General features: G+C 65.5%; 23 protein-coding genes. 15 read left to right on the forward strand and 8 right to left on the reverse strand.

The annotated features are described in order from the left end of the window. Window positions 1–443: 443 nt before the first annotated feature. Together F3H26_RS17655 and F3H26_RS17660 are read right to left on the reverse strand one after the other, a co-directional pair. Window positions 444–758 carry a type II toxin-antitoxin system RelE/ParE family toxin gene (locus F3H26_RS17655; RefSeq protein WP_149777295.1) on the reverse strand — a complete coding sequence of 105 codons (315 nt, stop codon included), beginning with the start codon at window positions 756–758 and terminating at the stop codon, window positions 444–446. After that, complete coding sequence (locus F3H26_RS17660; RefSeq protein WP_149777296.1) at window positions 755–1018, reverse strand: type II toxin-antitoxin system ParD family antitoxin; 264 nt, start codon at window positions 1016–1018, stop codon at window positions 755–757. Before F3H26_RS17660 ends, F3H26_RS17655 begins: the two co-directional genes overlap by 4 nt. A gap of 203 nt (window positions 1019–1221) precedes the next feature. On the opposite strand from F3H26_RS17660, the gene repA reads away from it, so the two are divergent. From repA to cas2e, 11 genes are all read left to right on the forward strand, one after another. Then, entirely contained in the window at window positions 1222–2457 is a 1236-nt protein-coding gene (repA, locus tag F3H26_RS17665) for a plasmid partitioning protein RepA (RefSeq protein ID WP_149777297.1), read from the forward strand. After that, window positions 2447–3376, forward strand: coding sequence for a plasmid partitioning protein RepB (gene repB / locus F3H26_RS17670; RefSeq protein ID WP_149777298.1), 930 nt, complete (start codon window positions 2447–2449; stop codon window positions 3374–3376). The genes repA and repB overlap by 11 nt, the downstream gene beginning before the upstream one ends. 197 nt (window positions 3377–3573) lie before the next feature. Beyond that, window positions 3574–4761: a plasmid replication protein RepC gene (gene repC / locus F3H26_RS17675; protein ID WP_149777299.1), complete on the forward strand. Its 1188-nt coding sequence runs from the start codon at window positions 3574–3576 to the stop codon at window positions 4759–4761. Window positions 4762–4835: 74 nt separating this feature from the next. After that, window positions 4836–7388 (forward strand): CRISPR-associated helicase Cas3', encoded by a 2553-nt coding sequence (gene cas3 / locus F3H26_RS17680; RefSeq protein WP_223162562.1) that lies wholly within the window; start codon window positions 4836–4838, stop codon window positions 7386–7388. A 68-nt stretch (window positions 7389–7456) separates the two neighbouring features. Further along, on the forward strand, window positions 7457–8941 hold the full coding sequence (gene casA, locus F3H26_RS17685; RefSeq protein WP_188127808.1) for a type I-E CRISPR-associated protein Cse1/CasA: 1485 nt from the start codon (window positions 7457–7459) through the stop codon (window positions 8939–8941). Continuing rightward, the gene (gene casB, locus F3H26_RS17690; RefSeq protein WP_149777301.1) at window positions 8938–9468 is read left to right on the forward strand and encodes a type I-E CRISPR-associated protein Cse2/CasB; all 531 of its coding nucleotides are present in this window, start codon (window positions 8938–8940) and stop codon (window positions 9466–9468) included. Before casA ends, casB begins: the two co-directional genes overlap by 4 nt. Then, entirely contained in the window at window positions 9465–10532 is a 1068-nt protein-coding gene (gene cas7e / locus F3H26_RS17695; RefSeq protein ID WP_149777302.1) for a type I-E CRISPR-associated protein Cas7/Cse4/CasC, read from the forward strand. The genes casB and cas7e overlap by 4 nt, the downstream gene beginning before the upstream one ends. Beyond that, window positions 10525–11208 carry a type I-E CRISPR-associated protein Cas5/CasD gene (gene cas5e, locus F3H26_RS17700; RefSeq protein ID WP_188127809.1) on the forward strand — a complete coding sequence of 228 codons (684 nt, stop codon included), beginning with the start codon at window positions 10525–10527 and terminating at the stop codon, window positions 11206–11208. The genes cas7e and cas5e overlap by 8 nt, the downstream gene beginning before the upstream one ends. After that, window positions 11205–11903: a type I-E CRISPR-associated protein Cas6/Cse3/CasE gene (cas6e, locus tag F3H26_RS17705; protein WP_149777304.1), complete on the forward strand. Its 699-nt coding sequence runs from the start codon at window positions 11205–11207 to the stop codon at window positions 11901–11903. Before cas5e ends, cas6e begins: the two co-directional genes overlap by 4 nt. Continuing rightward, window positions 11864–12838 (forward strand): type I-E CRISPR-associated endonuclease Cas1e, encoded by a 975-nt coding sequence (cas1e, locus tag F3H26_RS17710; RefSeq protein WP_223162563.1) that lies wholly within the window; start codon window positions 11864–11866, stop codon window positions 12836–12838. Before cas6e ends, cas1e begins: the two co-directional genes overlap by 40 nt. Then, entirely contained in the window at window positions 12819–13109 is a 291-nt protein-coding gene (gene cas2e / locus F3H26_RS17715; RefSeq protein WP_104009060.1) for a type I-E CRISPR-associated endoribonuclease Cas2e, read from the forward strand. Before cas1e ends, cas2e begins: the two co-directional genes overlap by 20 nt. 616 nt (window positions 13110–13725) lie before the next feature. Here cas2e and F3H26_RS17720 read toward each other — a convergent pair. The 4 genes from F3H26_RS17720 to F3H26_RS17735 form a co-directional block, all read right to left on the reverse strand. After that, complete coding sequence (locus F3H26_RS17720; protein ID WP_149777306.1) at window positions 13726–14316, reverse strand: hypothetical protein; 591 nt, start codon at window positions 14314–14316, stop codon at window positions 13726–13728. A gap of 97 nt (window positions 14317–14413) precedes the next feature. Next, on the reverse strand, window positions 14414–15202 hold the full coding sequence (locus F3H26_RS17725; RefSeq protein ID WP_149777307.1) for an SDR family NAD(P)-dependent oxidoreductase: 789 nt from the start codon (window positions 15200–15202) through the stop codon (window positions 14414–14416). Between the two features lie 58 nt (window positions 15203–15260). Then, the gene (locus tag F3H26_RS17730; RefSeq protein ID WP_149777308.1) at window positions 15261–15563 is read right to left on the reverse strand and encodes a DUF1330 domain-containing protein; all 303 of its coding nucleotides are present in this window, start codon (window positions 15561–15563) and stop codon (window positions 15261–15263) included. A gap of 18 nt (window positions 15564–15581) precedes the next feature. Then, window positions 15582–16289, reverse strand: coding sequence for an NAD(P)H-dependent oxidoreductase (locus F3H26_RS17735; protein WP_149777309.1), 708 nt, complete (start codon window positions 16287–16289; stop codon window positions 15582–15584). A 113-nt stretch (window positions 16290–16402) separates the two neighbouring features. Between F3H26_RS17735 and F3H26_RS17740 the strand changes: the two genes are divergently transcribed. The 4 genes from F3H26_RS17740 to F3H26_RS17755 all read left to right on the forward strand — a co-directional run bounded on the left by F3H26_RS17740 (window position 16403) and on the right by F3H26_RS17755 (window position 20300). Beyond that, entirely contained in the window at window positions 16403–17323 is a 921-nt protein-coding gene (locus F3H26_RS17740; RefSeq protein ID WP_149777310.1) for a LysR family transcriptional regulator, read from the forward strand. Window positions 17324–17515: 192 nt separating this feature from the next. After that, a complete protein-coding gene (locus F3H26_RS17745; RefSeq protein ID WP_149777311.1) occupies window positions 17516–17704 on the forward strand; it encodes a hypothetical protein in 189 nt (62 codons plus the stop codon). 17 nt (window positions 17705–17721) lie between these two features. Then, window positions 17722–18669 (forward strand): hypothetical protein, encoded by a 948-nt coding sequence (locus tag F3H26_RS19755; protein WP_223162564.1) that lies wholly within the window; start codon window positions 17722–17724, stop codon window positions 18667–18669. Window positions 18670–18692: 23 nt separating this feature from the next. Then, window positions 18693–20300 (forward strand): 3'-5' exonuclease, encoded by a 1608-nt coding sequence (locus F3H26_RS17755; protein ID WP_223162565.1) that lies wholly within the window; start codon window positions 18693–18695, stop codon window positions 20298–20300. A 534-nt stretch (window positions 20301–20834) separates the two neighbouring features. Here F3H26_RS17755 and F3H26_RS19520 read toward each other — a convergent pair. Then, the gene (locus F3H26_RS19520) at window positions 20835–21008 is read right to left on the reverse strand and encodes a hypothetical protein (RefSeq protein WP_188127810.1); all 174 of its coding nucleotides are present in this window, start codon (window positions 21006–21008) and stop codon (window positions 20835–20837) included. 15 nt (window positions 21009–21023) lie between these two features. Next, window positions 21024–22277: a hypothetical protein gene (locus tag F3H26_RS17765; RefSeq protein ID WP_149777312.1), complete on the reverse strand. Its 1254-nt coding sequence runs from the start codon at window positions 22275–22277 to the stop codon at window positions 21024–21026. Between the last annotated feature and the right edge of the window lie 459 nt (window positions 22278–22736).

Below are 22736 nucleotides of genomic sequence, written 5' to 3' on the forward strand. Positions count from 1 at the left end.
CTACCGCCCGCCCGCACCGACAAGCATCGTCCCGGTGGACCAGAGACCCTCGATGCACTAACAATCAAATTGGACCACCTAATAGGGGCAGACCATTGTAACGGCCCGTTACATATTCCGTTACACGAATAAAAACTTATTTTCAAAGACTTAGGTATATATGTAACACGTAACAAGAAATAGAATAGAATATATATACGTACACGCGCCTACGCGCGCGCACGCACGCGCACCCACGAAGACATACATTTTTACGTTACGCGTTACATCTGTTACATCGTTGAAAACAAACAATAATTTTGTAACGGCGAAAAGTCGGCTTAGGCGACTTCCTAAAATATCCAGTAAAAACAATATACTAGCTGTAACGCTCGGGCCGCCTTTGCCAGCCAGCCTCTTGGAGCGCTCTACGCGTCGGCTTTGATACAGGGTCCCATGCCCGCTCACCCGCGTCGGCCGATGCGCCCCATCCAATCGGCGCCGCCATAGGTGATCGACAGCACATGCACCTCGCGCCGGTCCTCGTCGATGGTGAAGGCGATCACCGCCCGGCGCGCGGCCGGGATGGCGCGCAGGCCCGGCAGGATGTGGTCGCGCAGAGATCCGCGATGCGGCTGCTCGGTCAGGCTTTGGGCGGTGTCGGCGATCCGGGCCAGCTTGTCGCGCGCCACGTTGGGGCCGGCATAGTCGGCGATCAGCTCGGCGATGGTGATCAGATCCTGGGCGACTGCGGGGTGATACCGCAGGCGATAGCTCACTCGGGACGCTCCAGCGTCTGCAGGGCCGCGCCGAAGGTGGTGTCGTGATCGACGAAGGATTCGCGCGGCGTGGCGGCGCGGCGGCGGATTTCCTCGGCCATGGCGTTCAGCGCGGTTTCGCGGGCCTGCTCATCCTCGATCATCCGCTCGATCGCGGCGGCGACCGCGGCCGAGGTCGAGGCATAGACCCCCTCGCCCACCTTCGATTTCAGAAATTCGTGGTGGCGGTCGGTGAAACTGAGCGTGGTCTTGACGGTCATGAGGTGTCTCCTTGCAGGGAATACTTGGTCATACCGCGCCTCGGAGTCAAGCCCGCCCGGCCCGCCGCCTTGTGCCCCGACCCCCCTGCCCTACAGGATGTTGAAGAAAACACTTGCAAGAATCGGCGCTTGTGCCTCATTACTTACGGAAACAAGTGAATAAAACGGCGGCAACCGTAACAACGGCGCCGGATGAGGGCAGAATGGAGCAAGCGACCACAGACGCAACCGCAACGGATGCGCCGCAGACTGGCCACACCCAGGAACGGATCGACCTGCTGGTGGGCGACCATGCCCGGCGGCTGTCGGAACGGTTGCAGGCGCATCGCGCGCAGCTGTTCCCGCCCGATGCCAAGCGGTCCTTGCGCAAGTTCACATCCGGCGAGGCCGCCGATCTGCTGGGCGTCAAGGACGCTTATCTTCGCAAGCTGCATCTGGATGGCCGCGGTCCCTCGCCCGAGATCCGGGCTGGCGGCCGCCGCTACTACTCGCCCGAGGATATCCAGGCCCTGCGCGAACTGCTCGAGGCCGGGGCGAAAACCCCCGGAACCTACCTGCCCGGCCGCCGCGACGGCGACCATCTGCAGGTGATCACGGTGATCAATTTCAAGGGCGGCTCGGGCAAGACCACAACCGCGGCGCATCTGGCGCAGAAGATGGCGCTGGACGGCTACAAGGTGCTGGCCATCGACCTGGACCCGCAGGCCAGCCTGTCGGCCCTGCACGGGTTCCAGCCCGAGTTCGACCTGCTGGATGGCGGTACGCTCTATGACGCGATCCGCTATGACGATCCGGTGCCGCTGCGCGAGGTGATCCAGCAGACCTATTTCACCAATCTCGACATCATTCCGGGCAATCTCGACCTGATGGAGTTCGAACATGAAACGCCCCGCGCGCTGGCGCAACGGGATGGCAACCTGTTTTTCACAAGGATCGGCGACGCGCTGTCCTCGGTCGAACAGGAGTATGACGTGGTTGTCGTCGATTGCCCGCCGCAGCTTGGGTTTCTGACCATGTCCGCCCTGTCGGCGGCCACCGCCGTGCTGGTTACTGTGCACCCGCAGATGCTGGACGTGATGTCCATGTGCCAGTTCCTGCTGATGACCTCGAACCTGCTGGGCGTGGTCGGCGAGGCGGGCGGCAACATGTCCTACGACTGGATGCGCTATCTGGTCACCCGGTATGAGCCCGGAGACGGGCCGCAGAACCAGATGGTCAGTTTCATGCGCTCGATGTTCGGCGAGCATGTGCTGAACCATCCGGTTCTGAAATCCACCGCGATTTCCGACGCCGGGATCACCAAGCAGACGCTGTACGAAGTGGAAAAGGGCCAGTTCACCCGCGCCACCTATGAGCGCGCGATCGAAAGCCTGAACGCCGTGAACGGCGAAATCGAGGCGCTGGTCCAGGCCGCATGGGGACGAAACCATGGCACGTAAGAACCTGTTGCAGGGGCTGATGGACAGCCCCCCTGCCCCGCAATCCGATCCGGCGCGCGTCGACGTGGCCAAGCCGCGCTATGGCTCGGGTGCGATCGGGGCGGTCAGCCAGTCGATTTCCGACCTGAAGTCGCGCGCGGTGCAGGAGATCGATCCGCGCATGATCGACGCGGGCGGGCTTCGCGACCGGCTGGAAGAAAACGCCGGGCTGGACGAGCTGATCGAGTCGATTCGCGAATACGGCCAGCAGGTGCCGGTGCTGCTGCGGCCCAACCCAAATGACGCGGAACGCTATCAGGTGGTCTATGGCCGCCGCCGGGTGGCCGCGCTGCGCCAGCTGGGCCAGCCGGTCAAGGCGCTGATTCGGGTTCTGGACGACCGCGCGGTGGTTCTGGCGCAGGGGCAGGAAAACACCGCCCGCCGAGATCTGAGCTTTATCGAAAAGGTCAATTTCGCCCGCCAGATGCAGGAAATGGGCTATGACCGCAAGGTGATCTGCGACGCGCTGCATGTGGACAAGACATTGATTTCACGCATGCTTTCGGTGGCCGACCGGATTCCGGCGGTGCTGATCCAGGCGATCGGGGCCGCGCCCTCGGTCGGGCGGGACCGGTGGCTGAAGCTGGCCGATCTGTTGACCGCCGGGCAAGAGCAGGCCGCCATCGCCGCCGCGCAGGGTGACACCTCGGATGACCGGTTCGAGGCGGTCCTGGCCGCGCTGACCCCGCGCAAGCCCCCTGCCCCGCGTCAGGACCAGCCGCTGCTGGGGTCTGACGGCAGAGCGCTGGGGCAGGTCCGGCGCAGCGGCACCAAGGCGGTGCTGACGCTCGACACCAAAAAGGCCCAAGGCTTCGACCAGTGGCTGATCGAGAACATTTCAGAGCTTCATCACCGTTGGACGAACGAACGGGATGAGTGATCCGCCCCGGCGGAAAAATAGTGGAGCAGCAACAAGGAGGCACGAAACAGACAGGACGGAAGAAAAAGACCCCCCAAAACCGAAGTTCCGAGAGGCCTCAATTGGTGATTTAGCACCCCCAATCTAAGGCCCGAGGTTGACGGCTGTCAACCGGCGTCGCGTGCGGCGGGGTGAAAAGTTTTGTCTCGTGACAGGATATGGAACACATCACAACGACGCCCTTCGGGCGGCGGCCGGTGACGGCTGGCCTGATTGAACAGGTGGCGGCCATGAACGCGGCCCCGGAAATCGCACATATCGACAAGTGGGAGCTGCTGCGCGATCTGTGCACGGCGCGGCAGGCCTTTGGGGTGACGGACCGGGATCTGGCGGTGCTGAACGCGCTGGTCTCGTTCCATCCGAACTCGGCGCTGTCGGACAATGACAACCTGATCGTCTTCCCTTCGAACGCGGCGCTGTCGGAACGGGCGCATGGCATGGCCGAAAGCACCCTGCGCCGGCATCTGGCCGCGCTGGTGCGGGCCGGGCTGATCCTGCGCCACGACAGCCCCAACGGCAAACGCTATGCGCGCCGGGGCGTGGATGGCGAGATTGCCCGCGCCTTCGGCTTTGACCTGCGCCCGCTGCTGCTGCAGGCGGCCGACATCCGGCAGGCCGCGCAGCAGGCCCGCGCCGACCAGGCCCGCCTGGCGATGGCGCGCGAGAAGATCTCGCTGATGAAGCGCGACGCGCTGAAGCTGGCTCTGTACGGGCAGGAAAACGCCCTGCCCGGCGACTGGGAGGCGCTGCTGGCCGATCTGATGGCGGTTCACAAGCAAATGCGCCGCAAGCTGAGCCTGGACGAGGTTCAGGCGCTGGAGCCGCAGCTTGAGGATATCCTGCGGGAGATTAACCGTGCATTGGCGTTTGAGTCAGAAGAAATGAGCGGCACTGACGCCGATTCCGGGCGGCAGTATCAGAATTCAAACTCAGAAAACCTTGAATCTGAACTCTGCCATGAAAATGGCGAGGGCGGCGGGATCAGCGCCCCCCCTGAACAGGATCGCGAGTTGCCTCGTATTCCTCTGGCGCTGGTGGTCAAGGCCTGCCCCGACATCCTGCCCTATTGCGACGGAGAACTGCGAGACTGGCGGGATCTGATCACAGCCGCCGGTTTCGTGCGCGGCATGATGGGGATCAGCCCCTCGGCTTGGGAAGAAGCCAAAGACTTGATGGGCCCCGAAACGGCGGCGGTCACCGTGGCCTGCATCCTGCAACGCTTCACCGAGATCAACAGCCCCGGCGGATATCTGCGGGCGCTGGCGGCGAAATCGGCGGTTGGGGCGTTTTCGCCCGGCCCGATGGTGATGGCCTTGCTGAACGGCACGACCCGCGCGGCGGCCTGAGTTGACAGCTGTCAACCGGGTTGCCCGCGGCGCGGGAATTGGCCAATCTGGGCGCAGAATTTTCGAGGCCCGCATTGACTGACCTGACCCTTTCCCGCCTGGCCCGTGACTGGCCCGGAAAATCGCACCCGTCCGAGCACCCTGCCCTGTGGCACATGCTGGATGTCGGCGCCGTGGCCCGGCATCTGCTAACCACCCGACCGATCCGCGGCGGTGCCACCGATGCCGCGCTGGCGCTGCTGGTGGCGCTGCATGATCTGGGCAAGATCAGCAATTCCTTCCGGGCGATGCTGCGCGAGGGCCGTGGCCAGATCTGGCGCCATTGGGAACACAGCGCCCTGCTGCTGCGGCACCACGATGCGGTGCTGGCGGATCTGCTCGGCGGGTCGGACAGCGTGCGCCGGATCCTCTATGAGGCGATCGCAGGCCATCACGGCGGCCCGCGCCAGACACCCACGGCCAGCGAACGTCAGCAGCAACTGCAAGAGATTGGCCCCGAGGCCCTAGCGGATGCCGAACAGGCGATCCGGGCCGTTGCCGCGCTGTTTCCCGGCGCGTCGCTGGATGGCATCGACGCGACCGGCGCCAAACCCCTGTCCTGGCTGCTGAATGGGCTGGTGGTGCAAAGCGACTGGATCGGCTCGAACCCCGATTGGTTCCCGCCCGCCGCGCCCGATATGCCCTTGCCCGCATATTGGGCGCGGGCCTGCGCGCAGGCCGAGCATGCAGTGGCGGCAACCGGGTTATACGCGGCCTCGGTGACCGATGTGGGAGACGCACGCATCCTGCCGCCCGACGTTGCCCCGCGCCCGATGCAGCAAGCCGCCCGCGACTGCGCCCTGCCTGACGGCCCGGTTCTGGCGGTGATCGAGGATGCCACCGGCGCCGGCAAGACCGAGGCCGCGCTGATCCTGGCCGCGCGGATGATGCAGGCCGGCAAGGCGGATGGCCTGTTTTTTGCCCTGCCCACCATGGCCACCGCCAACGCGATGCTGTCGCGGGTTCAGGCCGCCGCGCCCGCCCTGTTCGACGGCGCGCCGACGCTGGGTCTGGCGCACGGCCGCGCCGCGCTGTCCGAAGGGTTCCGCAGCCTGATCGGCGGCGAAGGCGCCAACCCGGAAACCGGCCCGCATTGCACCCGCTGGCTGGCCGATGACCGCCGCCGCATCCTGCTGAGTGATATCGGCATCGGCACCATCGATCAGGCGCTGTTTGCCGTGCTGCCCACGCGGTTCAACGCGCTGCGGCTGCGGGCCCTGGCGCGCAAGGTGCTGATCGTGGACGAGGCGCACAGCTATGACCCCTACATGGAGGCCCAGTTGAAGCGCCTGCTGACCTTTCAGGCCCGCTTGGGCGGATCTGCGGTGGTGATGACGGCAACCCTGCCCGGGCGGATGAAACAGGGTTTCGTCACCGCATTCCAGGCCGGTCTGGCCCCGCCGCGCCCCAGCCGGGGCCGCCGCCGTCCGGCCGTTCCGGCAGCCGACCCGCCCACCGCGCCCTATCCGGCCCTGACCATCGCCACCAACACCGCCGAGTTGACAGCTGTCAACCCGGCCGAACCCACCGTGCGCCGGGTTGGTGTGACCCGCCTGTCAGATCCCGCGCAGGCGGTGCAGTTGATCACTGAGGCCAGCGCGCAGGGGGCCGCCTGCATCTGGGTCCGCAATGCGGTGGATGACGCGATCGAGGCGGTCGCGGCCCTGCGCGCCGCCGGGGTCCGGGCCGACCTGCTGCACGCCCGCTTTGCCATCTGCGACCGGCTGGAAAAAGAACGCGCCTTGCAGGCGGTGTTCGGCAAATCGGGCCAGGGCCGGGCAGGGCGGGTTCTGGTGGCGACACAGGTGGCGGAACAGAGCCTCGATCTGGACTTCGACGTGATGGTCAGCGACCTGGCGCCGATCGGCGCGCTGATCCAGAGGGCAGGGCGGCTGTGGCGGCACATGGATGCGCGGCCCGCCCCGACCCGCCCGGTGCCCGAACCGGTCTTGCATGTGCTGTCGCCCGATCCAGATCGGGTGGAAAATGCCCGCTGGCTGCATCAGGTGCTGGGGGCCGGGGCCTATATCTATCCGCCCACGGTGACGTGGCGCAGCGCGCGGGCCCTGTTCGACGCCGGCGAACTGCGCGCCCCCGACGGGCTGCGCGCCCTGATCGAGGCGGTCGAGGGCGCCGACCCGCTGCCGCTGCCCGAGGCGCTGGAGGGCGAGAACTTTCAACATATCGGGCAGCAGATGGTCGAGCGGCAATTGGCCGAGAACTGCCTGATCTCGGCTGCCGAGGATTTTGCCCAAGACGCCATGCGCAAGATCTGGGACGACGAACAGTTCCCGACCCGGCTGGGCGTGCCGCAGGTGACGCTGGCGCTGGCGCGGTGTGGGGCAGGGGGGGTGGTGCCCTATGCCGGTAATGGGCCGGACGGCTGGGCCATGTCGGAACTGCAGGTCTCGAAACCGCGGTTCGACAAGTTGACCCCACCCGACCAGACCGACCCGGCCATCACGCGCATCAAGCAGGGCTGGTCCGAGGCCCGCGCGGCCTGTACGATCATTGCGCCTTTGGGTCCGGAGGGGCGGATTTGTGAGGGGCTGCGCTATGATCCCGAATTAGGCGCGATTTGGAATTGAAAATACCATAATGATAGCGCATCCTCAGGTTGATTTAAGAGGAACGTTCATTTAAAGGTTTGTAATTGTTGAATCTTATTACCGATGCTTGGATCCCGGTGCGCCGGACCGGCGGCCCTGACGTGATCCGTCCCGACCAGATCGCCGAGCCGGATGTTTTGTTCCCCGACTGGCCGCGCGCTGATTTGAATCTGGCCTGTCTCGAGCTGCTGATCGGGCTGGTCTATCTGGCTTGCCCGCCGCAGGATGCCGACGACTGGACCAGCCGCCAACCCGACCAACGGGCGCTGCGCAATGCGCTGGCGCCGCTGGCCCCGGCCTTCAACCTGCTGGGCGAGGGGCCGCGTTTCCTTCAGGATTTCGACCCGATCGACGGCAGCCTGAACCCGCCCGACATGCTGTTCATCGACAGCGCGGGCGACAGCACCGCGAAAAAGAACGCCGACCTGATGGTCAAACGCGCCCGCTATCCCCGGCTGGACCCGGCGCTGGCGGCGATGGCGCTGTATACGTTGCAGGCCTTCGCGCCTTCGGGCGGGGCGGGCAACCGGACCTCGATGCGGGGCGGCGGGCCGATGGTGACGCTGGTGCGTCCCGAGGCGGCGGGGCTGTGGCCGCTGATCTGGGCCAATGTGCCCGACGGGGTGCCGCTGGGCGCGGACGAGTTGGACTGGTTGCCTTGGATGCGGCCCACCGAGACCTCGGAAAAGAAGGGGCAGGTGACGGTTCCGCCCGAAGGCGACCTGTTGCCGCCCGAGGTGTTCTTTGGCCAGCCGCGCCGCCTGCGGCTGGTGGAGGAGGGCGGGCAGATCACCGGCGTGATCCAGACGCCCTGGGGCACCAATTACGAAGGCTGGGTGCATCCGCTCAGCCCCTATTACCACGTCAAGAACGAGGTGCTGCCCAAACACCCCAAGCCCGGCGCCTTCGGCTATCGCAACTGGCGGGGGATCGTGCTGCTGAATGACGGGGCGGATCGGGCGCAATGCCTCGAGACTTTTCTGAACCGCACCGACAGCGCGCCCTGCCGGCTGCTGGTGGGCGGCTGGGCCATGTCGAACATGAGTCCGCTGGATTTCATCTGGTCCGAAGCGCCGGTCTTTCCGCTGGACCCGCAGGGCGAGGATCTGGCCGGGCGGCTGGTCGATGCGGCCGAGCAGGCGGGCTATGCGCTGGCCAGCGCGGTGCGGCAGGGCAGGGGAGAGGACGACCTGACCACCGGCGCAGGGGCGCGCGCGCGCGAGATGTTCTTTGCCGCCACCCAGGCCCCGTTCGAGGCGCGGCTGCGCGACGTGGTGAACGGGCAGGGCGACCGGGTGCCGGAGGACTGGCTGAAGGATCTGCGCGGCGCGGCGCTGCGGATCTTCGACGCCGAGGTGATGCCCGGGCTGGCCGATCTGTCCGAGACCCGGCGGCAGGCGGCGGTGGCGGCGCGCAAGAGCCTGCTGTCAACTCTCAGTGGCTACGGGGGCGTGGGCGTGAAGGTCTTCAAGGCGCTGCGGATGCCCCCGCCCAAAACCAAACGCAAGGCCAAAGCGGAGGCACGCACATGAGCACGGAGACAAGCGGCGATTTCGGCACCATCTGCCTGGGCTGGTGGCGCGGGCTGACCGATCCGTCGATCGGCCGGTCGCGGGCCGATCTGGCGCGGCTGAAACGGGCAGGGGGCGCGGTGGACGCGCTGGCCATCCGGGCGGTGCATGACCTGAACCGGAAACTGGCCGCGGCGGGCCATGACATGCGGTCCGCGCCCGACCGGCTGGCGCTGATCGCGATGGTGCTGGCGCAGGTCAAGGAACACACGGGGCCGCGGCTGGCGCAGCGGATGGGGCAGGGCGATCCGAAACCCTTCAGCGAGATCCGGTTCGACCGGCTGATCCGCACCCGCGACCCGGCCGAACTGGCCACCCAGCTGCGCCGGGCGCTGGCGGTGGTGGGGCAGGGGGCCAACGTGGCCCGTCTGGCGCAGGATCTGCGCTGGTGGACCGACGCCACCCGCGCCAGCTGGTGTTTCGACTATTACGGGGCGTCGCAGGCGGCGCCCGAAACAGAACAGATGTCCGAGGAGAGTGAGGCATGAGCCGTTTCGTCCAATTGCATTACCTGACCGTCTATCCGCCGTCGAACCCCAACCGCGACGATCAGGGCCGCCCGAAATCGGCCGTGTTCGGGGGTCAGCCGCGGTTGCGGATCTCGAGCCAGTCGATCAAGCGCGCGGCGCGGATCTCGGACGTGATGCAGCAGGCGCTGCAGGGCCACATGGGCGCGCGCACCCAGCGCATCGGCGAGGTGATCGAACAGGCGCTGAAGGATGCCGGGGCCGAGGGCGACGCCGCCCGCGATGCCGCCAAGCAGATCGCCGACGTGTTCGGCAAGCTGGATGCCGAGGCCGAAAAGAAGGGCCATGTGCGCACCCGCCAGCTGGCCTTCGTGTCGCCGCAGGAACAGGCGCTGGCGACCGAACTCGCGCAGAAGGCCATCGCCGGCGAGCCTCTGCCCGCCAATGCCGAGCTGAAGAAGATGGTTCTGCGCACCGCCGACGGCGCCGCCGACATCGCCATGTTCGGGCGGATGCTGGCCGATGACCCGGATTTCAATCGCGAGGCCGCCGTGCAGGTCAGCCACGCCATCACCACCCACCGCGCGCTGGTCGAGGATGATTTCTATACCGCTGTCGATGACCTCAAGACCGCGGCCGAGGATGCCGGGGCGGGGTTCGTGGGCGATGCGGGGTTCGGATCGGGGGTCTATTACCTCTATGCCTGCATCGACCGCGATCTGCTGCTCGAGAACCTCGAAGGGGACCGCGATCTGGCCGCCCGCGCCGCCGAGGCGCTGGCCGAGGCGCTGGCGGTGTCCACGCCCTCGGGCAAGCGCAACAGTTTCGCCCATCAGACTCGCGCCGGGTTCATCCGCGCCGAACGCGGGGCGCAGCAGCCGCGCAGCCTGGCCGGGGCGTTCTTTCAGCCGGTCGAGGGCGCGCTGATGGCCGGATCGGTCGCGGCGCTGCAACAGATGGCCGAGCGGATGGATCAGGCCTATGGCCCCTGTGCCGAGGCCAACGCGCTGATGGATGTGGAACAGGGCATCGGCAGCTTGGCCGAGATCAAGGCCTTCGTGCGGGGTGCGGTGCTGGATGACTGAATATCTGGTCTTTGCGCTGACCGCGCCCATGGGCAGTTTCGGCGGGCTGGCCGGGCATGAACGGCGCGGCTCGGGCAGCTGGCCGGGCCGGTCGGCGATCCTGGGCCTGCTGGGCGCGGCGCAGGGCGTGCGGCGCGACGATGCGGCGGGGCAGGGGGCCTTGCGGCGGTGGCAGGTGGCGGTCTCGGTGCTGTCCGAGGGCGTGCCGGTGCAGGATTTCCACACCGTGCAGACCGTTCCCAGCGCCAACATCAAGCGCCCCGATACCCGACGGCAGGCCCTGAAGGCCCTGAAACCAAAGGACAATCCCGTGATCACAAGGCGCGACTACCGCTGTGACTGCGCCTTTGGCGTGGCCCTGTGGGGCGGGGCGGATCTTGACGCCGCCCGCGCCGCGCTGGAACGGCCCGTGTTCACCCCCTATCTGGGCCGCAAATCCTGCCCGCTGGCCGCGCCCATGGCCCCGCGCATCGTGCGGGCGGCGGATGTGGTGGCGGCGCTGGATCAGGTCGTGCTGCCGCCCTGGCTGGCGGGACGGCGCCCGCTGGCCATCGCCTCGGACGCGGCCATCGAGGGCGCGATGCAGGAAACCGTTTGGGATGAACCGCTGGATCGCGCGGGCTGGCATTTCGGGCCGCGCATCGTTCATGTCCACCGACCGGAGAACAAGGCATGAGCCTGTATTTCTCGCGCCTGACGCTGAACCGATACGCGCCCACCCGCGCCCTGTCGGACCTGCTGGACCCGGCGGATGACAACGCCCGCGCCGACGCCCATCACCGCCTGATCTGGACCCTGTTCGGCGACGCGCGCGACCGGCCCCGCGATTTCCTGTGGCGGGCGGATGGGCGCGGGCGGTTCTTTACCCTCTCGGCCCGTCCGCCGCTGGCCAACGATCTGTTCTGCCCGCCGGAAACCAAGGAATTCGCACCGCAGCTCGCCCCCGGCGACCGGTTGTTGTTTTCCCTGCGCGCCAACGCCACCCGCGACCGGGCGGCGGTCAGCCGGATGGAAAAATCCGCCCGCCGGGGCCAGAGCCGCCGCGTCGACGTGGTGATGGACCTGCTGCGCGACGTGCCCGGCCCCGACCGCGCGGCCGAGCGGATGCGGCTGGCGCAACAGGCGGCCGAGGGCTGGATAGCGCGGCAGGGCGCGGCCAAGGGGTTCGCCCCGCACAGCGTCGCGGTGCAGGATTACCGCGTGCTGAACCTGGGCCGCGGCGCGCGCCGGGGGCTGACCCACGGCGTGCTGGACCTGACCGGCGAGATCGAAGTCACCGACCCCGCCACCTTTCTGCCCGCGCTGGCCAGCGGGTTTGGCCGGGCCAAGGCGTGGGGCTGCGGGCTGATGCTGATCCGCCGGGCGCGATGAGCCTGCCGGGCCTGCCACCGCCCAAACCCATCCCGCTGAGGGAACGGGCGGCGATGGTATTCGTCGAACGCGCCCAGATCGACGTGAAGGACGGCGCCTTTGTCGCCATCGACGCCGAGGGCATGCGCACCCATATCCCCGTGGGCGGCATCGCCTGCCTGATGCTGGAACCCGGCGCGCGGATCAGCCACGCGGCGGTGTCGCTGGCCGCACAGGCGGGCACGCTGGTGACTTGGGTGGGCGAGGGCGGCGTGCGGCTCTATTCCGCCGGGCAACCGGGCGGGGCGCGCGCCGACAGGCTGCTGTGGCAGGCGGCGCTGGCGCTGGACGAGGGCGCCCGCCTGCGGGTGGTGCGGGCCATGTTCGCCCGCCGCTTCGGCGAAGATCCCCCGGCCCGCCGCTCGGTCGACCAACTGCGCGGGATCGAGGGGCAACGGGTGCGCCATGGCTATGAACTGTTGGCGCGCAAATTCGGGGTCAAGTGGAAAAGCCGCCGTTATGACCCTGGTCAATGGGATAGTGCCGACATCCCCAACCGCTGCCTGTCGGCGGCCACCGCCTGCTTGCACGGCTTGTCCGAGGCGGCGGTGCTGGCCGCCGGATACGCGCCCGCGATCGGATTTCTGCACAGGGGCAAGCCGCGCAGCTTCGTCTATGACATCGCCGATCTGTGGAAGCTGGACACCGTGGTGCCCGAGGCGTTTCGCATCGCCGCCCAGGCGCAGAAGGGCAAGCTGGACATGCCGCCCGAACGCGCGGTGCGGCTGGCCTGCCGCGACGCCTTCCGCAAGAGTGGTCTGTTGAGCAAAATCATTCCCGGCATCGAAGAGGTCCTGTCGGCGGGCGACCTGCCCAAACCCGCGCCCGCGCCCGAGGGCGTCGGACCGGCCTTCAGCGACGGCGAGGGAGGCGGCGATGATGGTCATCGCGGTTGAGAACGCCCCGCCGCGCCTGCGGGGGCGGCTGGCGGTGTGGCTGCTGGAAATCCGCGCCGGGGTCTATGTGGGCCGCTACTCGGCCCGGGTGCGCGATCGCATCTGGGCGCAGGTCGAGGCGGGCATCGCCGAGGGCGACGCGGTGATGTGCTGGGCGGCGCCAACGGATCAGGGCTTTGCCTTCCGCACGGTGGGCCGCAACCGCCGGATGCCGGTGGATTTCGACGGCCTGACCCTGGTGCAATTCGCCCCGCGCGACGGCCCCGGCTGAGGCCCCGGGCGGCTGAAAAATCCGGTTAGAATCATCGGTAGAAATTCGACGGGTGACGAACCCGTTGTGTTTCAATATCTTCCAGCCAGAGTGTTCCCCGCACCCGCGGGGATGACCCGTCGAACAGCAGGCAGTCACCAAGCGCGGTCACGTGTTCCCCGCACCCGCGGGGATGGGCTGGACCTGTGCCGGATTTCTTTCGGCCCCGGTGCTCAGTTAAGCGGCCCTTCGTTCGAAGGCCAAGGGGCTTTCCAGCCTTATACAGAGCGGCATCTTCGTGGATCCGAGCCAGCCGTTTGAGTTTGCTCTGGGGTATTTTGAAGAAACCGCATTCACCGGCCAGTCACAACACAACGGGGCCAGATTGAACCGTTTTCTGACGGTTCTTCGCACCCTATTTTCTGTTTTCTTTAACAAAACCTTCTAGTTTGGGGCGTTGCTTGATTGCACGAAATCACTTGCGACTCGGATCCTGAATAGCTATGTTCATCTCAGCAACAGACAGCGAGGCTTCCGAAAGGTCGCTGTTGCATGTGCGCCTCTCAGGGGGCCGGAACACCACGGTAAGGCACACTCGCATGACTACATGAGGCTCCTTCGGGGGCCTCTCATGTTTTCAGGGTATTCGCTTTTTGGTGTAGAAACAGGTCTTTACCTTCTGGATCATTCTGAACCGCCGTTTGATGTGATCAAAATTGATGTCTTTTTCATAGGCGCTCTTGACCACCATTTCGACGTCCAGGCCGTCTACTTTGCTGGGAAACAAATAATAAACTACCACGTGATGCCTGCCGCTGACCAAGGCCCCATCGATCACGGCTAGATTGCTGACGCGGTTTTTATCCTTTGATTCCCATGTATATGCGTTGGATTCGAGTAGGTTTGTACAGATTGCAGGCAAGCCTTGCGACAGATTGAACCTGTCGATGCAGAAGGTTCTCTTGTTCTTGCCTTCATCCAAAAAATCGAAATCCTCGGCATCATGTGCACAGGATTGCGAGAAAACATGGCTTTGATACGAGATGCGGACGCGCAATGTCCGACCGTCCGGCCCATGGTTCGGTAGGTCTACGACATGCGGCACCAGGTGCGGAAACTCAATTATTTGCTCACCCACTTGAATCGGCGGGAAATTCTTGACGACTGAGTCCAATTTTTGGAATGCCTCTGCTCTGGAAATCTGGGTTGTTTTCCCCAGTGCCGGCACAATTACACCGTGAATGCCCGGTTTGAAACCTCACTTTTTTCTGTGTCAGTGACCCCAGCCGCCCGATGCCGTCGGGGCAGCGGGTTGGATTGCCGTTCTATGCCCCGTCGCCCGTCAACGCCGCGATGGCGTCCATGACCTGTGCCGCGTGCTCGGGGTCGGCCGCCGCAGGGTGCGGCGGGGCGAAACGCCCGGCGTCATTGTCGAAATAGCGCCCCGAGGCCTCGGCGAAGTCCTCCGACAGCGCCGCGCGGCGCAGGATGTCGGCGCCGATGGTCAGGTCGTTGCCGGCCACGCCAAAGCCCTCGCGCACCATTTTTGACGCCAGCAGAGAGCCGGGATTGACCGCGACGAAGATCGGACCTTGCGGATGCGCCCGCGCCATCTGCTGCGACCAGATGGTGAGGGCCAGCTTGCTTTGGGCATAGGCCGCCATGTCCGAAAGCCGCCCGTTGCCGCGCATCGCTTCCACGTCCACGGGTGCCTGCGCGGCCGAGGACAGGTTCACCACGCGGCCCCCGGCCGGGATGATCGGCAAGAGGCCCCGGGTCAGCACATGGGGCGCCAGCGTGTTGACCACGAAACGCACATCCAGCCCCTCGGGTGTCAGCGGCTGCCGAGTCTTGTACACGCCGGCATTGTTGATCAGCACGTCCAGCCGGTCGTGCCGGGCGCGGACGGCCTCGGCCAGCGCGGCGGCCTCGTCGAGGCGGGACAGATCGGCGCGGAAGGTCTCCGGCGCGCCGCCCACCATCTGCGCGGCGGCGGCGAGCTTGTCGGCGCTGCGTCCGTGCAGCAGCACGCGGTGGCCCTCGGCGGCCAGGGTCTTCGCGGTCAGCAGGCCGATGCCGTCTGTGGCGCCGGTGATGAGGATGGTTGCGGGCATGGTGGGTCTCCGTGGGGGTGTGACCAGGCGTGTAACGCGGCCAGATCCGGCGCGGCGTTCAGGCGAGGTCGTCCTGCCCCGCGATCAAATAATGACGGCTGACCGACCCCTTGGTGCGGGCGGCCAGGTGCGGTGCATAGGCCGGGTCCGCGATGAAGGCGCGGGCCGCTTCCTCCGAGGGCCACTCGATGATGATCCGCAACCCGGCGGGCTGATCTTCGCCCTCCAGCTGCGCGTGGGTCGCGGTGTGGGCCAGATACCTGCCGCCATGGGCCGCCACGCGTTCGTTGGCGGTGGGCAGATAGCCGGGGATCCAGCCCTCGGCGGTGGGGGTGACGTCCAGAACGGAATAATAGGTCATCGTGTATCTCCTTCGGGGTCAGAACCAAGAGACGGTGTCTTGCATCGTGCGGCGGGTCTTGAGGAACTCGGGATCCTTCGCGCGATGACCAAAGGCGAACATCACCGCCGGTTTCCATTTCGCGGTATCGATGCCGAAATCCTCGGCCAGAACCTGCGTCGTCCGCGCCATGTCGAAGCCCTCGATCGGGCAGCTGTCGATACCCATCAAGGCACCGGCGGTCATCATGTTGGCCAGCACGATATAGGCCTGCTTGCCCGACCAGTCGGTGATCTCGCGGCCCGAGGTGATCTTGTGATCCTCGGCCTGGAACTTGCCGTAGGCGCCGTTGAAGATCTCGATCACCTCGTCGGGCAGCTGCTTCACCCGGGCGTAGTGGTCTTGCAGATAGTCCGAACCGGCGCGCATCAACTCATCCGTCGCCGCCAGGATGATGCCGAAATGGCTGGCGGTGCCCAACTGGCCGGACGACCCGTTCATCATCCCGTTCGCGCCCCAGGAAAATTCGCGGAACAGCTCGCGCTTCTCGGGCGACTGGATCATCAGGATGCGAAAGGGCTCGTGCCCGAACGAGGTGGGCGAGAGCCGCGCGGCCTCGAGGATCACGTTGAAATCTTCGTCGCTGATCTTGCGGTCGGGGTCGAAGATCTTGGTCGCGTGGCGGAAGTTGAAGGCGTCGAGGATCTGCTGGCGGATGCCGGGATTGATCTGGGTGATCGCGTTCATGGAAGTGCTCCGTGGGTGATGGTTTTGCGTCGAAAGGGCAAATATCACTTGCCAATGCGGAATAAACCGAGGCAGATCCGAGTACAGTTTTCTCAATTTGGATATAATCGCCCATGGATACAGACAGCCTGCGCCTGTTCGTCATGGCGGCCGAACGGCTCAACATCAGCGCGGCGGGGCGCGAGCTGGGCCTGGCCCCGGCGGTGTCCAGCGCCCGGCTGGCCAAGCTGGAAACCGAACTGGGGGTGGAACTGCTGCACCGCACCACCCGCAAGGTCTCGCTGTCGCTGGAAGGCGCCGAGTTCCTGCCCTATGCGCGCGAGATCCTCGCCCAGGCCGATGCGGCGCGCGCCGCGCTCGGCGGCACGGAGACCGGCCCCACCGGCACCTTGCGCTTTGCCGCGCCCAGCAGTTTCGCGCAGTTGCACATCATGCCGATCCTTCCGGAATTCCACGACCGCTACCCCGACCTGACGCTGGATCTGCGCCTGTCGGACAAGCCGTTCGACGCCATCGAGGGCAGTTTCGATCTGGCCCTGCGCAGCGCGCCGCTGACCGACAGCAGCCTGAAGGGGCGCAAGCTGGCCGATGATATCCGCGTGCTCTGCGCCGCGCCGGACTATCTGCATCGGCACGGAACCCCCGCGACGCCGGAGGACCTGCCGGGCCACAGGTTCATTTCCTGGGCAAACCTGGAGCCGCGCGCGCTGATCGGCCCCGACGGAGACACGGCCGTGCTGGACCCGGCGTGGATGACCTGCCGGACCATCGTCGATGACGGCACCGCACAGCGCGCGGCGACGCTGGCCGGGGCGGGGCTGTCGATCAATTCGCTGTGGAGCGTGGCGCATGAGCTGCGCGCGGGCCGGCTGGTGCGGGTGCTGCCCGACTGGCGGCTGAACGACGGATCGGTGTTGTGGCTGATCTATCCGCGCTCGAACGTGCTGACGCCGAAAACGCGCGTGTTCATGGATTTTCTGATCGAAAGGATCGGCAGCTCGGTGGGCGCTGGCTGGGGCAATCAAAACGCATAGGCCAGCCCCATCCTTGCCCCCGAACGATCTGTGATCTGCGCAACAGGCCCTTCCGCCCCGGAGCAAGGTGCAGATTGGGTTGCTGGCGAAAATGGTAAACGCGTGAAAATGCGCGTCACAATTTAAGGTATTTGACACTTAGGCGAATCGCCTGTAGAGTGATCTCACGATCAACACTTGCACGGATTTGCCATGACCAGGACTCACCGGGAATACATCGCGCTGTGCGCGGCCGAGGGCGTGACGCTGCTGCGAATTGAGACGCACCGCAAACACTGCCGCCTGTGTTTCGAGGCCGGGTTCGTGACCGCCTCGGCGTCGCCATCGGACCGGCGCAACCTGAAGAACCTGCGCAGCGCGATCCGGCGCCTGCACCGCTGAACGAAGAGGAACGAAAGATGGACAACCTGATGACCGCCGAAGAGCGCCGCGACGCCTGGATGGAAAACCAGTTTCAGCATGGTGACGATCCGCATTACTGGGATTATGCCCAGTGGATCGCCGAATTGCTGCAGCGGGCGCTGGACCTGGTCGAGGATCTTGTGGGCGAACGGCACGCCGCCGGACCCTTGATGCAGCTTCTGGCCCCCGTGGCCGCCATCGAGGGCACGCGCAAGGACAGCTGGCGCGAGGTGATGGAGGATGTGTTCTCGGCCGGGACGGTCTGGCCGATCGGCGAAGATTTCAACCACGCGCTTCTGTACGGTCTCTACGGCGTGACCCCGGCCCGGATCGCGGTGCAGGACCGGGCCGGGTGGATCGCCGATCTGGTCAGCCGGGTGACGGAATTCGCCGCACACCCCGAGGTTCAGGCCCTCGGGGTCGAGCGGAACCCGATCGAGATGATCGCCAATCTTGCCGCCTCGCGCCACGCGATGGACCGGGGGCAGGGCGAGGTGGACATCCATTCGATGTCGATCCTGGGGGCCGTGTCCGAAGGGCGGCTGCGGAACCTGCTGGCCGGCGAGGGGGCGCAGCTTGAACGGGGGCCGAATGGCGGGGTCGTGGCCCTGTCGGCCCTGACCTGGCTGCAGAAGCGCAAGGGGTTCCTGGCGTCGATCTGGTACGAGGCCGAGCCCGAACCCGAAGCCCGGCCCGAGCCCGTGGATCCGGGCAGCATGATCTTTGTTCCGGTGGCCCGCGACGGGTCGATGTTCACCCCGGACCTGCAGCGCGCCGGCCAGTACCAGATCGGAGCCAGGGGCGACGAGCAGTATTTCGACACCTACGAGCAGGCGCTCGAGGCGCTCAACGCCATGCCCGTGCCGCGCTGGCGCCGCCCCAATGCGCAGGGCAATTGGGGCATCGTGACCGGGGTGGCCTGGCAGCGGGTGAAACGGGCGTGAGCAAGGGATCGGAGAGGATGGAAATGACCACGCGATTTGACCCCGAGCAGCTTCTTGCCGCGCTTCTTTCGGCCGCGCCCGCCCGTACCGCGGCAGCCCCGCGAGACCGCCGCGGCCTGTACGGCCTGATCGACCACCATGGCGACCTGCGCTATGTCGGATCGACCAGTTCGACCCGCCAGACGCTGTACGAACGCATCCATCAGCGTCACCGGACCGGGTCCGAAGACAGCAGCCACTATTTCTCGCGGATGTACAACACGGGCCGCATGTATCGCGACCGCCGCGATGCCGGGGCCGGGGCGGACGCGGATGTCGCCAAGCGCCTGCGCAACGCCTTCATCGCGGAACATTGCCGCGCGGTCTGGGTGCCGCTGCCCGACACCGCCCCGATCGAGGCGCTGGAGGCCGAGATCCTGCGCCTCGCCCCGCCCGAGGCCGTGGCCTGGAACCGCCGGGCGATGGAACCGTATCCCGAGCCGTCGGACCTGGTGGATGCGCTGATCGGGCGGATGGGGTTTTCGGCGGCCGAAATCGCCGCGCTCGACCGGCAGCGGGCGCGCCATGCCCGGGCCACGGCCGGCGGCGCGCGGTCATCGGGCGCCGACCTGCCGTCGGGTCCGTTCGATTTCGTCGCGTTGGATGTCGAGACGGCCAACAATGATCGTGCCAGCATCTGCCAGATCGGGCTGGCCTTCGTGCAGAACGGCCGGATCAGCGGCACCTGGAGCAGCTATGTCGATCCGCGGACCACGGACTGGAGCTGCAGTTTCGTGCATGGCATTACCGCCCGGACCGTGCGCGGTGCGCCTGGCTTCCCGCAGGTTCTGGCGCGGCTGCTGCCGGTTCTGGACGGTCAGATTGTGTTCCAGCACAGCGGCTTCGAACGAAGCGCCATCAATGCCGCCTGTGCCGCCCATGGGGTGGCGACGCCGGCCTGGAACTGGCAGGACAGCGTGGCGGTGGCCCGCCGGGCCTGGCCCGAGCTGCGGGGCAACGGCGGGCATGGGCTGGCCTCGCTGAAAACCCATCTGGGGCTGGAGTTCCGCCACCATGACGGCGAAGAGGACGCCCGTGCCGCCGCCGAAGTCGTGCTGCGGGCGATGGCGCAGACCGGCCTTGACCTGCGCGCCCTGACAGGCGCGGGGCCTGCACCGGTCCGGCCAGCCGCGCGGTCGGCGACTGCTGCAGTCAGACCGGCGTCGCAGGCCAGCAAAGTTACGCACACGCCGCTGTCAAAGGACGAGATCAAGCGCCTTGTGGTGGCACGGCTGGATGCCATCGCCAGCGTCCATCCTGCGGGGCATCAATCGACCTATGCCAATCGCTATGTCTATCGCGCCGCCGGTGGCACGCCGATCGAGATCATGTTCGAAAAAGGCCCCAAGAGTTCGGCGAATCTGTGGATCGCGCAACGGTTCGTTGACGAAAGAGCCTGCGGGCATCTGGACCACCGCCTGTCTCCGGCCTCGGCCTTGTATTCGCGCAGAAACACAAAGGGATTGCTGCAGTATGGTCGCCACTCGGGGCTGCGGACCATGCCGCAGCTGGAGCGGGCCGACCTTGTGTGCTTCAGGTTGCGCTCGGTGCAGGATCTCGAGGCGCTGATCGCGATGCTGGACGCAGCGTAGGAGGGGCGGCCTGGCCCCGCAACCGGGCCGCCGACAAACGGATCCGCCCGCAGCAAGACGACGATGGTCAGATCGGCCGCGGCCAGGTCCGAAATGTCGCTGCGCTTGACCTGAACGGTTGTGATCGGCTTGGCCCGGAGTGGTTTCCGGCTCGGATGATGCTGGCCCAGTATACGCCGGATGTCCCGGAGAATTTTCGCAAGTCAGGGCCTGAGTCTCGTGCGTCGCGGGTCCTGCCGTTTTGGGTTTCAAGAAACGGGACTTGCTTGGAGAGCATCGTGACAGGCATCTTGGTGTTCCAGTTGCAGCAAGTTCAGGGATGGGTGGGCACGGAGTTTTTAGAGGTGGCGCTTAAAATAAACATAAAACGCGTTATCCGTTTACCGGGGCATCGGAAGATCGCTGCTCGGGTTCCCGAAACAGCCGACCTCTGCCCCGTGGCGTTTCAGTTCGCGCACGAAATGCCCTTTGCCTGCGTCGCTGAGACGGCAGCCAAGAAGGTCAAAGCTTGCGCCGCCGAGGCAAAATGCGCGGTCACCGAAGCAGTTCCGCCAGCCCAACGAGGCTCCGCAGGACGCATTGGCGTGCGACATGGGTCTCTATATGACGAGACATCGCGAAGAACGCGTCGAAGAAATAGCCCGGAAAGCGCTTGAAGACGCGCGTGTTGCCGTCGACCGAAATCTGCGGAACCGGGGCGTACTTCAACGCATCTCCGTTCTCCTACCGCGGCACGCAGTATTGCGTCGTGATCAGGTGTTCCGGATCGATCTGCCCTTTGAAGACCTCGACCGATGCCGGGTCGTTGCTGGCATTGACGCGATAGTAGTAGTCGCCATTGGCAAAGGTCGTGGTTTCGGGATCGTACACATCGAAATAGCTGCTGCGCTCGGGCTTGCGAATGCGCAGTTCGGGCCAGTCCGAGTCCTCGCCATAGACGTAAGACAGGTAGCCATCCCTTGCGCAGAGCGACACCGACGTGCTGCGCCCGTCGATGCGGCAGCTGAACTCGGTCTGTTCCTGCGGGTCGCAGACCGAAGAAATCGGTCCATCGTCCATCGCGTCGCAGACAAAGGTGTCGCCCGCTTCACATGCTTCCCGGATCATTTCCTTGCTTGTTTTCGGGCAGAGCCGAACGAAATCGCCATAACCAGCGCCTGCTCCGGTTGGGTAGTGAATATCTTGGGCGGTAACTGGCTGTCCCCAGATCGTTCGCGCCTCGCAATCCGCATACTCTTCAAATGAAAGAAGAGTTTCTGTTTCCTCATTGCACCCGGTCCAGATGCCCCGATCAACTGGTTCGTTGATACGTCCTTCTTCCGCATCGCGATACAAATCCGATGTGTTGAACCCGAGATGGCAATATCCGACAACATCGTAGGGAATGACATCCCCGGACATTCGCGCAAAGGCGGTATCCGTGTTGGTAATCTCGACGATGCGGTTCGGGGCCGAATGGTTGGTCGATGTAAAGCCAAGCTTGGGGCCGAACTCATCAATCCACGTGTCGTAGCTCGTGAATCCCACATAGCGCGCCGTAACATATCCGGAAACGTCGTTACCTTCAAAATCCTGGGAATCGACCTTCCACCACAACTGATCCCGCCGAACCGCGTATTCCAGATAGGCAACCTGATCCACGGTTGCCGTGCCAGCCTCGAGCGCGGCGCAAGTCTGGGCGGCCTTTTCGTCCGTGGTTACGGCAAAGCCCTGCACGATGTTCAGGGGCTCGCCGTTGCCGAACCACAGAGCGGGGTTTGCGACATAGCCCGACGCAAAACCCGGCCCCTTGCTGGCCAGATAGGTATCGAGATCCTTGACGCCATAAATATGGGGGTAGCTGCCTTCGGGCACGGTGCAGGTCACCGCCGTATCGGTCGCCAGGACCTCGCCGCCTTGCGCCATGAATTTGTTCACACCCTCCGCCAGGGTCGAAGATGCTGCAAGGCAGCCAATTGCAACCAGGTATTTGAACATGGAAATCCTTTTATTTCGTAAGTTCATTCACAGGGTGCGCCGAGCGGCAGAGCCAGGCAGATCGCAGGCAGACCGGCCGTCACGGTCGTGGCCCCGTGGGTTCGCGGCAAAATAGCTGTCCCGAAATTCGATTGCATCCACCGGAACCATGGCCTTCTGCCTCGGCATCAGAGTCGGCACTTTCATTTCTTGGTTCGCGGTCAAGGAGGGTGGCGCCTCATAGGCGGGCATCCCGGTGGACTGGCAGGCGGAAACGCCGGCGATCAGGGTCAGGGCCAGGATGCTGCGAAAGAAGAAGGGTTTGGACAAATCTGTGCCTCCAAATCATTCATTCCGAGGCGTTATGGGTTTCGATTTCTTAACCAATGGTTAACGGTACCATCCTTCTGTGGAGTCCGGTAAAGACCACGGCAACCGCCCACCGTAATGCACGGCCTTCCCGCAAGCCGCCAACGGCGA

The sequence above is a fragment of the Ruegeria intermedia genome (assembly GCF_900129345.1).
Lineage (GTDB): Bacteria > Pseudomonadota > Alphaproteobacteria > Rhodobacterales > Rhodobacteraceae > Ruegeria > Ruegeria intermedia.

Coding starts and splice junctions, on each gene's coding strand:
- F3H26_RS17765 (WP_149777312.1), bottom strand. CDS start 22,277: ATGTTCAAATACCTGGTTGCAATTGGCTGCCTTGCAGCATCTTCGACC.
- F3H26_RS19755 (WP_223162564.1), top strand. CDS start 17,722: ATGGACAACCTGATGACCGCCGAAGAGCGCCGCGACGCCTGGATGGAA.
- repC (WP_149777299.1), top strand. CDS start 3,574: ATGGAACACATCACAACGACGCCCTTCGGGCGGCGGCCGGTGACGGCT.
- F3H26_RS17740 (WP_149777310.1), top strand. CDS start 16,403: ATGGATACAGACAGCCTGCGCCTGTTCGTCATGGCGGCCGAACGGCTC.
- cas7e (WP_149777302.1), top strand. CDS start 9,465: ATGAGCCGTTTCGTCCAATTGCATTACCTGACCGTCTATCCGCCGTCG.
- F3H26_RS17660 (WP_149777296.1), bottom strand. CDS start 1,018: ATGACCGTCAAGACCACGCTCAGTTTCACCGACCGCCACCACGAATTT.
- F3H26_RS17755 (WP_223162565.1), top strand. CDS start 18,693: ATGACCACGCGATTTGACCCCGAGCAGCTTCTTGCCGCGCTTCTTTCG.
- repA (WP_149777297.1), top strand. CDS start 1,222: ATGGAGCAAGCGACCACAGACGCAACCGCAACGGATGCGCCGCAGACT.
- F3H26_RS17745 (WP_149777311.1), top strand. CDS start 17,516: ATGACCAGGACTCACCGGGAATACATCGCGCTGTGCGCGGCCGAGGGC.
- F3H26_RS17735 (WP_149777309.1), bottom strand. CDS start 16,289: ATGAACGCGATCACCCAGATCAATCCCGGCATCCGCCAGCAGATCCTC.
- repB (WP_149777298.1), top strand. CDS start 2,447: ATGGCACGTAAGAACCTGTTGCAGGGGCTGATGGACAGCCCCCCTGCC.
- cas6e (WP_149777304.1), top strand. CDS start 11,205: ATGAGCCTGTATTTCTCGCGCCTGACGCTGAACCGATACGCGCCCACC.
- F3H26_RS17725 (WP_149777307.1), bottom strand. CDS start 15,202: ATGCCCGCAACCATCCTCATCACCGGCGCCACAGACGGCATCGGCCTG.
- cas2e (WP_104009060.1), top strand. CDS start 12,819: ATGATGGTCATCGCGGTTGAGAACGCCCCGCCGCGCCTGCGGGGGCGG.
- F3H26_RS17730 (WP_149777308.1), bottom strand. CDS start 15,563: ATGACCTATTATTCCGTTCTGGACGTCACCCCCACCGCCGAGGGCTGG.
- cas5e (WP_188127809.1), top strand. CDS start 10,525: ATGACTGAATATCTGGTCTTTGCGCTGACCGCGCCCATGGGCAGTTTC.
- casB (WP_149777301.1), top strand. CDS start 8,938: ATGAGCACGGAGACAAGCGGCGATTTCGGCACCATCTGCCTGGGCTGG.